General features: G+C 41.4%; 8 protein-coding genes. 4 read left to right on the top strand and 4 right to left on the bottom strand.

Features of this window, described 5'->3' with window-relative positions; genetic code table 11:
- Window positions 1-87 precede the first annotated feature (87 nt).
- The 4 genes from DVR12_RS13775 to DVR12_RS13760 are packed head-to-tail and all read left to right on the top strand — an operon-like array spanning window position 88 to window position 7495.
- Window positions 88-3543: a SusC/RagA family TonB-linked outer membrane protein gene (locus DVR12_RS13775; RefSeq protein WP_116976270.1), complete on the top strand. Its 3456-nt coding sequence runs from the start codon at window positions 88-90 to the stop codon at window positions 3541-3543.
- Window positions 3544-3560: 17 nt separating this feature from the next.
- A complete protein-coding gene (locus tag DVR12_RS13770; RefSeq protein ID WP_116976269.1) occupies window positions 3561-5261 on the top strand; it encodes a SusD/RagB family nutrient-binding outer membrane lipoprotein in 1701 nt (566 codons plus the stop codon).
- Between the two features lie 37 nt (window positions 5262-5298).
- Window positions 5299-6639: a PhoPQ-activated pathogenicity-related family protein gene (locus DVR12_RS13765; RefSeq protein ID WP_116976268.1), complete on the top strand. Its 1341-nt coding sequence runs from the start codon at window positions 5299-5301 to the stop codon at window positions 6637-6639.
- A 1-nt stretch (window position 6640) separates the two neighbouring features.
- Window positions 6641-7495, top strand: coding sequence for an alpha/beta hydrolase (locus tag DVR12_RS13760; protein WP_116976267.1), 855 nt, complete (start codon window positions 6641-6643; stop codon window positions 7493-7495).
- Window positions 7496-7604: 109 nt separating this feature from the next.
- Here the strand turns inward: DVR12_RS13760 and DVR12_RS13755 are convergent, their stop codons facing one another.
- The 4 genes from DVR12_RS13755 to DVR12_RS13740 form a co-directional block, all read right to left on the bottom strand.
- The gene (locus tag DVR12_RS13755; protein WP_199417108.1) at window positions 7605-8582 is read right to left on the bottom strand and encodes an ROK family protein; all 978 of its coding nucleotides are present in this window, start codon (window positions 8580-8582) and stop codon (window positions 7605-7607) included.
- Between the two features lie 17 nt (window positions 8583-8599).
- On the bottom strand, window positions 8600-10066 hold the full coding sequence (locus DVR12_RS13750; RefSeq protein ID WP_158563268.1) for a family 43 glycosylhydrolase: 1467 nt from the start codon (window positions 10064-10066) through the stop codon (window positions 8600-8602).
- A gap of 98 nt (window positions 10067-10164) precedes the next feature.
- Window positions 10165-11538, bottom strand: coding sequence for a sugar porter family MFS transporter (locus tag DVR12_RS13745; protein ID WP_116976265.1), 1374 nt, complete (start codon window positions 11536-11538; stop codon window positions 10165-10167).
- A gap of 42 nt (window positions 11539-11580) precedes the next feature.
- Complete coding sequence (locus DVR12_RS13740; RefSeq protein ID WP_116976264.1) at window positions 11581-13290, bottom strand: RagB/SusD family nutrient uptake outer membrane protein; 1710 nt, start codon at window positions 13288-13290, stop codon at window positions 11581-11583.

Genomic DNA, 13290 nt, shown 5'->3' with positions numbered 1-13290 from the left:
CTTTTACTAACGTATTCTAAAATCTGGCCATTGCGCCTCTCTAAAAAGAGGGCATGTAATTCCTTTGCCTAATAAAAATGAAATACTATGCGCGAAAAAAAACGACTATCTCTGATCAGTCGCCCCACCAAAACAGTATGGCTGCTACTTTTGCTACAACTGTGCATCGGTAGCCTTTCGGCGCAAAATGCGCATCCTACTGCTGTCGGCATTATTAAAAATGAAAATAATGAACGTCTGCCTAACGTAACTGTTCGTGTAGCCAACGCCGGAAATGAAATATTGGCCAGCACACTTACCAACGAAAAAGGTATGTTCACTTTTTCAAAACTGCCAGCAGGAGGTCCCTATCATTTTATTCTATCACAGATCGGATATGTATCTGATACGCTGCACGGCTATACAATTACAGATTCCAGCAGATTATCCCTTTCCGTTGTTCTGAAAAAAAAAGTAGAAGAACTGGGGCAGGTACTCGTAACCGCCCTGGGTATTAAAAGAGAAAAGAAAGCGCTGGGATACTCGGTTGAAGAAGTAAATGGTAAAGAATTTGGAAGAGTAAACCAGGAAAACTTTCTGAATGCTATGTCAGGAAAAGTAGCCGGAGTTACCATTAACTCCACCGGTGGTGCAGGGTCTTCCGTGAGCATGGTAATACGTGGTGCCACCTCCCTCAGCAGCGATAACCAACCATTGTTCGTAGTTGATGGCGTTCCTATAGCCAATACCGTTAATAATATCAGCAAAATAGGTAAAGACAACATGGTGGATTATGGTAATGCTATCTCTGATATCAATATGGATAACATTGAAAGTGTAACCATCCTTAAAGGCCCGAGTGCCGCCGCTTTATATGGTTCCAGAGCCGGTAATGGTGTGGTGCTCATCACCACTAAAACCGGTAAAAAAGTGGATCGCACTACCGTAAATGCTTCCTTTAATACAGTATTCGATAAACCTTACAAGTTTCTTAAATGGCAAAATAAATTCGGTTCCGGTCAATTTTCCGGTATCCCCGTATCCCGTAGTGGTAACTTGCTGACTAACCCCTTCGGTTCTATAATCTCGGAAAATATAGATGCCGCTTTCGGTGCCGAATTAGATCAGGGCTATGAAGAAGTACAATGGAACAGCCCTTTGGATAAAAACGGTAAGCCTATTCCTATGCCATTGGTATCACACAAAGACAATGTAAAAAACTTTGTGAATACCGGTATTACTAATGTTGCCAATGTATCACTGGCCAACAATAATAATAAGGTAGCTTACCGACTTGCCTATGCCAATATGAATAGTAAAGGCATTATTCCAAATACTGATCTCTATAAAAATGCATTGAACCTGAATTCCAGCCTCCAGGTAAATTCAAAATTCAGCCTGAGTAGCAATATAGATTTCAGCAGAACTAATTCCAATAACCGCCCGGCCGGCGATCGTGGCGCCAATCCACTGCAAGCTGTATACAGCATCTCTCCGCATATCGATGTTCGCGACCTGAGAGACTACTGGATGCCCGGACAGGAAGGAACTCAACAACGTACTCAGGCCAATGGCGTTTTCAATAACCCTTACTTTCTGGCGTATGAAGTTAAAAACGGATTTGTCAGAGACCGTGTATTCGGTAACGTGAGAGCCGACTGGAAAATTTTACCTTCTCTTACATTCATGGCCCGGTATGCACTTGATACCTACAACGAAAAAAGGGAAACAAAAATTTCAACCAGCTATCTCAATAATCCCGGTGGTGCTTACGGTATCATCAATCTAAATAACTTTGAACGCAATATCGATGTATTGCTGACCTATAAAAAAGATTTACGCAATTTCGATTTCACCCTCTCTGCCGGTGGAAACAAACGTTATCAAACCGGTAAAAATATCAGCAACGCCACCAAAGACGGTACAGGCCTGAATACTCCCGGTGTATACACGATTCAGAATATAGCTCCGCAAAACCTCGACTATAGCAGCAGCTCATACGAAAAAGGTGTAAACAGCGTGTATGCTATGCTGAATGTGGGCTATAAAGGAATGGTATATCTCGATATCACCGGACGTAACGACTGGTCAAGTACTTTACCTGACGCAGCAGCTTATTTCTATCCTTCTACTTCTCTTAGCTTGTTGGTTAATGAAATGCTGCACGTTACCTCCGATAATATCAATCTGATCAAACTCAGAGGAAGTGCTGCTCAGGCAGGTAATGATGCCTCTCCTTATCAGTTACTGGCTACACTGTATAATGCAGGTGCATGGGGCAATATTCCTCGTCTGAGTACTTCAGGAACCCTATTAAATCCTTTCCTGAAACCTGAAATTGCTACCTCATATGAAGGCGGGCTGGATGTAAATCTGTTCCATAACCGACTGAGACTGGCTGCTACCTATTATATGGTAGAAAACAAAAACCAGATCTTCAGTCCTAAAACGCCTCCATCCTCTGGCTATTCCTCCCGTAACATCAATGCAGGTCTGTTGAGAAGCCGTGGATTGGAACTTACACTCGGTGGAACACCGGTTGATCGCAAAAACTGGAGATGGGATATCAATGCCAATTTCACTCATAACCGTACTAAAATCATTTCCTTACCAAACGATCTGCCTTACTACACACTTTGGGAAGAAGGTAAAGGTGGGGCATGGACTTACGTAGGAGAAGATATAGGAGATATATACGATGCCCAGGTAGTAACTGTTACCGATAAATCATCGCCGTATTATGGTTATCCGATTTTGGATAATACAGGAAAATGGCAAAGTATAGATGCTATCAATACACGTAATAAAATCGGCAATTTCAACCCTAAATTCATTATGGGTCTGCAAACTGCCATCACTTATAAAAACTTCACACTGAATCTGACCCTCGACTGGAGAAATGGTGGTGACTTCGTTTCCCAGACCTACAGATATGGGGAAGAACATGGTAACTCTCAACTGTTCCTCGATAAACTTACGAATCCGGGTGATATGAAAGGTCAGGAGCTAAGAGATTACCTGGTGGCACATCAGGATCAACTGGTTATTCCAAGCGGTAAGAATTTCCCGTTAATAGGTGGCCCAACACCAGAGTATAATGGATATGGCTTTGCCTATGGACCTTATGTTTTACCATATGGCGGTGTATTTATTCCGGGAGTACGGGCTAAGGGGTACGATACAAATGGTGTTCCTACCGGTTATATCGAAAATCTGGGTAACGATGGTACACTCACACTGCCATATGCAGGTAGTACTGCCTGGTCTTTCACCCGTGCTTTCCTCTTTCCTGCATCATATCTTAAGTTAAGAGAAGTTTCTCTGTCGTATGAGTTGCCAAAAAGATGGATTTCTTCTGCAAAACTGCAAAATGCCAGCGTCTCTGTTTACAGCAGAAATATTATTCTGTGGACAGCAGCCAAGATAGGTATAGATCCGGAAAATGCTTATCAACCTGCCACTTCTGTACAGGGTTCTGGTATGCAGTTTAAACAGGGTATTGAAAGATATAATGTTACTCCATGGTCTATACCTATGGGAGCGAAGTTGAACATCACTTTTTAAGCTTTAATTGCTGAAATATGAAACTAATTAGTAAATCAATCATATTGTGTGCGGGGTTATTGAGTTTTTCGGTGACGTCCTGCAAAAAGGATCTCCTGAAATATAACGTAAATCCAAATGGTTCCAACCCAGGAACCATTAATCCCAACCTGGTACTATCTACCGTACTGACACAAGCCGGTATAGAAATCGTTACGCTTGGGTACCAGGATATGGCCGGTGTTATGCAACATACCCAGAAAGATGGATGGACCACCGCCCATAATGAGTATGACTGGAATGGTAGCAATAGCTGGACAAACTACTACGACATCCTGAGAAACAATCAACTTGTTTATGATCGGGCGGTTAGTTTAAATAATGAATTGCAACAAGGTGTATCATTGGTTATTAAATCGATGATGTTTGGACTGATCACCGATTTATGGGGAGATGCACCTTATACCCAGGCATTAAAAGGACAATTAGGTGGTGCAGAAACCACTCCGGTTTATGATCCGCAGCAGGTAATATACAATGGTATCCTGGCCGATCTGGAGAAAGCCAATACATTACTTTCCAAATCAAAAAGTGAGTATATCAATCCAATTGATGCAGTAGATGTATACTATAAGGGAGATCCAACCAAATGGCGCAAAATGGCCAATTCACTGGCTTTGAGATATTATATGCGCCTGTCGGAGAAATTACCGGAAGTGGCCAGGGCAGGTATTGAGAAGATTGTAGCTGATCCGGCTAAATTTCCGATTATCGCCGATGCTGCCGACGATGCAACTATGGAATTCCCGGGTAACAGCAATGCTGATAGCTGGCCGGCCAATGCAATCTATGATTCAGACAGCAGCAACTACCGTAGATTAAAAATGTGTAATACGCTGGTTACTTATCTCCAATCTCTGAAAGATCCTCGCCTGGGGGTTTGGGCTAATAAAGTACAATGCTTTATTGTGGTAGATAATAATCTTCCTACCGGTACCGGCAACGTGTACAAACCTGTAGATACAGTGGTAAACGGAGAAAACAGGAAAGTACGTTACGTATCTCCTGATGTACTGGCGAGTAAGGGCCTTACAGTTAATGACATTAATCAGAACGTTGATTATGTTGGATTGCCACCTGCAATTCCTGGTCCTGCCGTGTATAATCTGAGTCCGGATGCCGCTCAGGCTTCCAGAAATCCACACGTTTCCTGGCTAAACGATATCTACAAACAGGCTAAAGGTCCATTGCTGAGAGCAAGGCTCATTTCTGCCGCAGAAGTACACTTTATTTTAGCTGAAGCATCAGGTATAAAGGGTTGGGCTGCCGGTGATGCAGAAACGCATTATAACGCCGCTATTAAGGCTTCATTTACAACCTGGGGATTGGCAGGCAGCTATAATGCCTATATCTCCCAAGCGGCTGTAAAGTATAATCACACCCAGCGCCAAATTATCGAACAAAAATGGGCTGCCAGCTGGACAGCTGCCGCAGAGGCCTGGGCCGACTATAAACGTACCGGTTATCCGCAGTTAAAAGCTGGTCCATATGCCAAAGGCCCTGTAGTTCCTGTTCGACTTTATTATATGCTGGATGAAAGAAACCTGAATAAAACTAATTTAGGGGAAGCATTGAAACGCCTGGAAGTTACTACCTATTCCTCCTACGGAGCTAATACCGCACAGAATAGCCCATGGTCCAAACCTTGGGTGATTCAGGGAACTGGTAAACCATGGTAAGATTCTGATTTAACACAATAACTAATCTATTATATTTATGAAGAAACTTTTTATTGCTCTTTCGGCCAACTTGTTTTTCCTGGCCACTGCTGTGGCACAAAATGCAGTCACTCCCTCCACTGCACTTAAAAGCTATCTGAATAATGACGATAAATCTTTCCAGTGGGAAGTAAAAGATTCGTTCAAAATAAATAACACTACCGCCTATAGCATATTTCTCACTTCACAAACTTGGAGGAATATTCCATGGACGCACCAGCTCACAGTTTTTGTTCCTGACAATATTAGTTATGATGGAGCCCTGCTGTTTATTACCGGCGGATCAAATAAGGAAGGTAAGCCTAACTGGAACGGCCCTACTGACGAACTATACCAACAGATAGCTGTTATGGCGAATACCAATCATGCTATTACTTCGGTATTAAGACAAACACCAAATCAGCCGCTCTATAAAAATCTGACCGAGGATGCACTGATTTCCTATACTCTCCATAACTTCCAAAATGATGGTGACTATACCTGGCCATTACTTTTTCCAATGGTAAAAAGTGCGGTACGTGCTATGGATGTAATTCAGGACTTTACTAAAAGTAAATCGACCCCTGTTTCACGATTCGTAGTTTCTGGTGCCTCCAAACGGGGTTGGACAACCTGGCTCACCGGAGCAAACGACAAACGTGTTGCTGCTATTGCCCCAATGGTAATAGATGTACTGAATATGCCGGTAAGCCTGGATTACCAGATCAAAACCTGGAAAGAATACAGCATTCAGATTGAAGACTATGTGAAGCTGGGCATTCCTCAAGCGGTACACTCAGAAAAAGGTCAGGCTATCAATATTATGGTGGACCCTTACTCCTACCGTCAGAATCTGACTATGCCTAAAATGATTTTCATGGGCACCAACGATGAATACTGGGTTGTAGATAACATTAAGAACTATCTGGATAGTATTCCTGGTAAAAACCTGATCAACTATACTCCTAATGCAGGTCATAGCCTCGGCGACAAGGTTCATGCATTTGAAGGTCTGAGCGCTTTCTTTGGTAATACAATTACTAATCAGCCTTACCCGGAATGTAGCTGGACAACCAGTGTACGTCGTGGTACCGTTAAGGTTACTGCCAAAGCCAGTGCCGATAAACTGGTAGATGTAATCCTCTGGTCGGCCAGTTCTACAGATGCCGATTTCCGTAATGATAAATGGGAGTCAAAAAGCCTGAGCATTGCACATAAATCTACTGTTCCTGTAAGTATTGAACTGCCTAAAGAAGGCTACCGTGCCTTTTATGTAGATCTTAAATACGAAAACCCTACTGGTGGTACCTATTCTGTAAGCACCCGTGTATTCGTTACCGATACTAAAAAGATATTGTAAGATGAGGAAATTACTGCTATTTACAGGATTACTTCTGTTCAATTATTCCCTGATGGCGCAACAGCCGCCATCAGGTAGTAATTATATCACACTGCGTAATGTGTCGTATGGTGGAACAGAGGATAATGTATTTGATGCTTATTTGCCGGAGAGTCACGATGCCAAAACAAAAATCATTGTGTATCTGCATGGTGGGGGCTGGACAGGAGGTGATAAGAAAGAATTACCAAAACAACTGATAAATGAGCTGGTTGGAAAAATGCACTATGGTGTAGTATCCATGAACTATCGACTGATCAGAGATGGTAAAAACGTTTATCCTGCACAGTTAGATGATATCCGTAAAGCTTTGTCATTTATTAGCTCCAAAGCAGAAAGATTCCAGTTCGACGGCTCGCAATTTGCGCTGATAGGTGGTAGTGCAGGTGCATATCTGGCATTACAGTATGCATATGCCTACGATTCTTTACGTCAGATTAAAACAGTAGCGGATCTTTGGGGGCCAACCGATTTTACTGATAAAAAAATACGTCAGGAAAATAAGGAAGCAGATGAAAAAGTAGTTAGACTACTTGGTGGAGAAACTGATCCGGGAGCTAAACTGGCTTATGCTGCCAGTCCATTTCATCAACTCTCTGCAAAGAATGGCGTACCTACTCTTATTTTTCACGGAGAGGAAGATCCGTTGGTAGATATTAGTCAATCTGTAAAACTCTATGATAAGCTCACCAGCTTACAAATTCCAGTACAGTTTGAAAAATATCCGGGCGAAAAGCACGGAGTAAGTCCGTTGGCCGCTCTGGATGTATTCTCTAAGCTGATCAACTGGTTGAAACAGTATTACCCGGCTGAATAATTTGAACAGTTGCCAAACCTACAGCGCCGTACTGCTTAATGACAGTACGGCGCTGTTTTTTATGAATAACTTAGTATTACTTACTGCTAATCGCTGTTTTTATCAATAACTAATGATTACCTGCAACAGCTTGTACTGCAAGTGATAATGCAGCAATATCTCCAATATTCTCTGCAAGACTTGCGGGTACTATTTTACAGGCTTCATATGAAGTTCTGATGGTTTCTTTTTCCAATACCTCCCTCATTGAGTTTTCCAATAAAGAGTTGGCCCTGCCATAAATACTGCCAAGTATAATTAGTTCAGGATTCAGGATATCGATTAATAAAGATAATGCCTTGCCAAGATAGCTGCCACAATCCTTATAAATCTCTATTGCAGTTAAATCACCCTGATATGCTGCTTCTGCAACAATTTTCGCTGTTATATCGGGTAACTCATCAAATCCCCGGCAGAAAGATACCGGTTCATTCATTTGCAATTTCTGGCGAACACGTATTTGTGCCAATTGTGCAATTCCACCTCCACTACACCATCCTTCAAATGATCCGGCTTTTCCAAAACCTACAGGCCCCATATCAGATAAGCGTAAATGCCCAACCTCCCCAGCAAGATCAGTAGTACCTGAATATAACTTTCCATCCAAAATAAGCCCGGCCCCCATACCTGTTCCAAAGGTCAGAAAGATCAGATTATTATAACCTTTACCGGCTCCGTACATCCATTCTGCCATTGCACATGCATTCGCATCGTTCTGCAATAACACTGGTTTATTAAACCTTTTTCGGGTCATCTCTACTATTGGAATATTATCCCAGCCCGGAAGATTTGGCGGCGATAATATTATTCCTGCTTTACTACTTAATGGTCCTCCGCAACTAATACCAATACCAGTTACAGCCGCCAGGTCAACATTGTTATTCAGTAACAAAGTTGCAGCATGTTCATATAGTAACTCAATTATTTCATAAACTGGTTTATCTGTGGGTATTACCACCTTATCCCTGATCTCCAGTTTAGAACCCTTAACCTCTTCACCTAATATAACTGCGCACTTAGTTCCACCTATATCAAATCCTAAGATCATTATTCAACAATTTTCTTTTATGGCTTTAATGGAGAAATTTTCAGGTTACTGAAGGTAACTTTTCCGTGTTTGGCAAATAAACCCAGTACAGAACCTTTTTGTTCAATTAACCGATTTACAACACATCTCTTACTACCAATGCATACATCGATTATATCACCTTGCATTACTATCTGAACTTTTGTTTTTTTGAAAAGATCTTCAACTGCATTAATACCTGTACCGGCCAGTTCTACCCGCCTATCTACTCCGGAAAACTTCAATTTATAACCTCCCTCATTATTCTTATTACCACGTAAGTAAAGGCCCCAGTCTTCTGTTATACTACTTGCTTCCATATCAAAAGTGATATAACAATCAGCAGGAACATTTTCAAAAAACACAGCATCAAGTCCATTCGCCACATTAAGTGTATAGCTGCTTGCATTGTTTTTGGTAACATGAGGACCAGGAATGCCTGTTAATGTAAGACTTGCTTCAGTACCCGGTAATCCTTCGACCGGTAAACCGGTATTCAGCGTACCATCCTTTTCCTGAGTTAATTCGCGTAATACAATACTACCACCAAATATCTCATGGCCACCATCCTTATTATCTTTCCTACTTGGAATCCACCCTGCAGCTATTCTGCGATTATTGAATTGTGCAGTTTTGGCAACATTAACCCATTCTTCGTCGAGAGCCTGGTAGCGTGGATATTCCCAGGGGCCGTAAGGGTTGCGGGATTTCAGATAGTAGGTATTTCCACTCCTTCCATAAACCAGGTAATACCAGCCATTCCACAGAAAATAATCGGGGCATTCAGGTACATCTGCCTGTCCGTAAATCAGCGGATCATTTACTTTCCATGTCTTCAAATCTTTGGATGTCAGGTGTACCATTGTACCATTTTCTCTGGTAAAGGCATGATCCAATGCCGAAGATACAAACAGGTGAAAAGTTCCGTCTTTATCTACTATGACCTTTGGATCACGAAAATTTCGTTTATCATATCCCGGAGCCGAAGTATAGAAAGGATTTGGCTTTTGTTTATTGAAATGAATACCATCTTCACTTATTGCGTAGCTAAGCTGTTCATTTACCCTTCCTTCTGCATCAATCAATCTGGTAGCATAAAAAGCATAGAACTTTTTATCGTGATACACTACTGATCCTGTACAGATCGACTTTTCCCAATCCTCATCTATACCTAAAACAACCGGATGATGTTTCCAGGTTTTCAGATCGTTGGAGGTACTTAAAGTCCATTGGTGACCTCCTAGTCCGTTTAACGCCGAGTGATGGGCAGAATCGAGCAACCAATACAGATAATAGGTGCCATCGTGATAAAATGGGATGCAATCACCTACAAACAAATTACCTGAAGGTTTAAAGTATTGTATATTATTAGTTGGCTCCTGGTCTGGATGAAAACTGCTAATGAATTGTGCATTTGCAATTAACGTTAAAAACAGCGCCGCAAATACCATCTTTAATTTCTTCATAAAAACTGATTTAATAATAATTTCGAAAATTGTTACTCGCATTCTAAAAATGCAGCAACTAGACAATTGCCGCTAATCATTACTGCAATTGGTAAAATTTAAATCTCTCTAGGTTTTTTCCCTTGTCGCCATGCCTGCTCAATCTCTTCAAGCGATTTGCCTTTAGTTTCCGGAATGTAAAAATAGCCCCAGAGAATACCTACAATACAAACGAGCGCATAACTTATAAAAGTGGCGGCAACACCGACAGAGTTCACTAATTTTAAAAAAGTAAAAGCAATGATGGCATTAAAACCCCAGTGGGCCAATGATCCTATACTCATCCCAACCCCTCTTACAGATAGTGGGAATATTTCAGAAATCAATAACCATCCTAATGGCGCAAGACTGATGGCAATAAAAATGATATAGCATACAATGCTTAAAACAGCAAAGAATGGTAAGTTAGGGCCTAATGCTTCCTTAAAATAAAAACAACATCCCAACATGGCCAGTGAAGGAGCCATTCCGCTGATCCCAATCAGGTACAGCTTTCTTCTTCCTACTTTATCCAATAATAAAACAGATACAAAGCAGGCAATTACATTTACAGCCCCAATTATAATAGCTGGTAAAATGGAATCGGTATTACTTACAATACCAGCCATTTGAAAGATTATAGGTGAATAATAAATGATTGTATTAACACCCGAAAATTGCTGGAAGAAGAAGATGCCAATTGTAATAATCAACGCCGGGCGTAACCAGGGCTTCAATATCTCCCTTAGCTCGTTCTTTTGTTGTGATGCAATGGCAAGTTCTTTTTTCAGATCTTCCAATACCTGTTCTACCAATCCTTTATCTTCGGTTTTCTGGAGAATGGCCCTTCCTTCCTCCCAATGCCCTTTGCTGGCCAGCCATCTCGGAGATTCCGGCAGGAAGAACATTCCTATTAATAAAATAATAGCAGGAACAAATCCGGCCAGAAACATCCAGCGCCAGGATGCAGGATCTGCATCATTCGACAACAAATAATCGACAATATATGATGCCAGAATGCCAATAGTTATCATTAACTGGTTGAGCGTTACCAATGCTCCCCGGTATCTGACCGGCGATATCTCTGCGATATACATAGGTACAACATAGGAGGTAATACCAATGGCAATTCCGATTACCATCCTCATAATCATTAAAATAACAATGTTCCAGGCAAAGGCACAACCTAAAGCACCTGCAGAAAATATAACTGCATTGAGGATAATCATTCTCTTACGCCCCAGCATATCCGAAAGTCTGCCGCTCCCCAGGGCACCGATAACTGCGCCGATTAATACGGTAGTAGTAACCCATTCGAGGCTTTCATCATTCAACTGCCAATGTTGTTTCAGAAAGGGTAATGCCCCAGATATAACACCTGTATCAAAACCAAAAAGTAATCCACCAGTTGCTGCAATTACAGCAATCAAAAGAACGTTGCGTTTAATACCCATAAAGTTTATGTTGAGCTGTTAAAAAGCTATTCGTTGTGATACCTACCATCCGGTATTTTGTTTGTAAACGCCTCTGCTATAGTTCAGTTGATTGAGCGGTACAGGTAAATATTCATCTTTATTCTTAGTAAATTTGGCGTCTTTCAAATAAACTCGTTTGGAAGATTCTCCTGTAAAATAATGGTTAAGATATTCTGCTGCAATACCCCATCTTACTAAATCAAAGAAACGGTTGCCCTCCATGGCAAATTCCAGTCTGCGTTCCCAAATTAATGCCTGCCATGCAAAGTCTTTGGTCCAGTTACAGTTTACACCTGGCTGGTAACTATTTATTTTATAATTGGAGTAATAGGTGCCATCTGAGTATTTCAGGCGCCCGGTGCTGGATTTTGCTCTCGCTCTGATAGCATTAATAATAGGCAATGCTTCATCCTGCCTGTTCAATTGGATAAGGGCTTCTGCTTTCCATAATAATACGTCATCAAAGCGGATGACATCAGAATTTTTGGAACTAGACATGAATGGAGGTATTTTCTGGAATGATGGATCATCTGGCGCTACGGTTTCTTTTAATGATGAGAAATAACCATAGATCTGTGGAGCTCTTGCCCATGTTTTCTGATAGATAAAACTACTATATTTATAAGGGTGGCCCGGAATTGCAACGGTATGGTCTAACCGCGGGTCAAAAGAGTTATTTGTAAAATCGGCACCTTCTTTTGCATCCTTATCATTGAAATGATCGAACATCGGTAGCCCACTATTATCTGTTTTAAAGGCATTCACCAAATCCTGGCTAGGCAAATGAAATCCGCAACAACCAAATTCCTGGTTCATTGGATAATTGAGCGCTACACCCATGTTGAGCCTTCCTTTAGGTGTACCATCATTTTTTGAGAACTGAACAGCAAAAACGGACTCTCTGCTATTATTGAATTGTGCTAAAAAGTTTTTGGCAAAATCGTCATTCAATTCATACTTCCCTGAAGTAATCACTTTATCACAAAGCGAAAGCACTTCATTTAGTTTCTTTGTATCTACGGAAACCACATTATTCTTATCATCCTGCACATATGCCTGATATAACAATGTTTTAGCGAGATAAGCAGTAGCGGCAAATTTATTGGCCCTCCCTATTTCAGGTTGTGTTTCCGGCAGATTATCCACTCCAAATCTGAAATCATCAGCGATTTTGTTCCAGAGATCATCATTACTCAAAGCTACGTTAGATACAGCTCCATAATCCTTTTCTTCAATGATTTCATCAATAAAGGGAACACGTTTGTAGAGCACCTTCAACATAAAATAAAAATGCCCCCGTATAAATCTGGTTTCTGCCTGACGTATTCTTTTATTAGGAAAAGAAGTGGAGTCTATCTTGTTTAATCTTCTCAAAGCATCATTGGCTCTTGAGATACCAATGTAGAGGTAATACCACATTTCATCTGTATTCCCCAACTCCGGCCGGTTTCCTGAAAATATCTCATAATTGTACCAGTCGGTATTATCTCCCGGACTATCCCCTCCTTTATATGCATCACCACTGCGCATACTGCCCCAGGGCCAAAGTGTAAAGGAGGTGTGGATGTTGTCATTTCCCAATCCGGAATATGCAGCGATCACCATTTTCTCAACATTCTCAGGAGTATTCAGATCCTGCCCGGATATTACTCCCTGTGGGGTCTGATCAAGTGTTTTACCGCAGGCAAATAAGCCCATTAGCCCTGCTATAATATATATGTAGCGTTTCAT

Origin of the sequence: Chitinophaga silvatica (genome assembly GCF_003419895.1) — a bacterium.
Lineage (GTDB): Bacteria > Bacteroidota > Bacteroidia > Chitinophagales > Chitinophagaceae > Chitinophaga > Chitinophaga silvatica.
The sequence above is the reverse complement of the archived record's forward strand: the minus strand, read 5'-3'. Positions and strand labels throughout refer to the sequence as shown.

What these genes read in the sequence shown, in the direction of transcription:
- DVR12_RS13775 (WP_116976270.1), top strand. Translation starts at nt 88, where the DNA reads ATGCGCGAAAAAAAACGACTATCTCTGATCAGTCGCCCCACCAAAACA.
- DVR12_RS13770 (WP_116976269.1), top strand. Translation starts at nt 3,561, where the DNA reads ATGAAACTAATTAGTAAATCAATCATATTGTGTGCGGGGTTATTGAGT.
- DVR12_RS13765 (WP_116976268.1), top strand. Translation starts at nt 5,299, where the DNA reads ATGAAGAAACTTTTTATTGCTCTTTCGGCCAACTTGTTTTTCCTGGCC.
- DVR12_RS13760 (WP_116976267.1), top strand. Translation starts at nt 6,641, where the DNA reads ATGAGGAAATTACTGCTATTTACAGGATTACTTCTGTTCAATTATTCC.
- DVR12_RS13755 (WP_199417108.1), bottom strand. Translation starts at nt 8,582, where the DNA reads ATGATCTTAGGATTTGATATAGGTGGAACTAAGTGCGCAGTTATATTA.
- DVR12_RS13750 (WP_158563268.1), bottom strand. Translation starts at nt 10,066, where the DNA reads ATGAAGAAATTAAAGATGGTATTTGCGGCGCTGTTTTTAACGTTAATT.
- DVR12_RS13745 (WP_116976265.1), bottom strand. Translation starts at nt 11,538, where the DNA reads ATGGGTATTAAACGCAACGTTCTTTTGATTGCTGTAATTGCAGCAACT.
- DVR12_RS13740 (WP_116976264.1), bottom strand. Translation starts at nt 13,290, where the DNA reads ATGAAACGCTACATATATATTATAGCAGGGCTAATGGGCTTATTTGCC.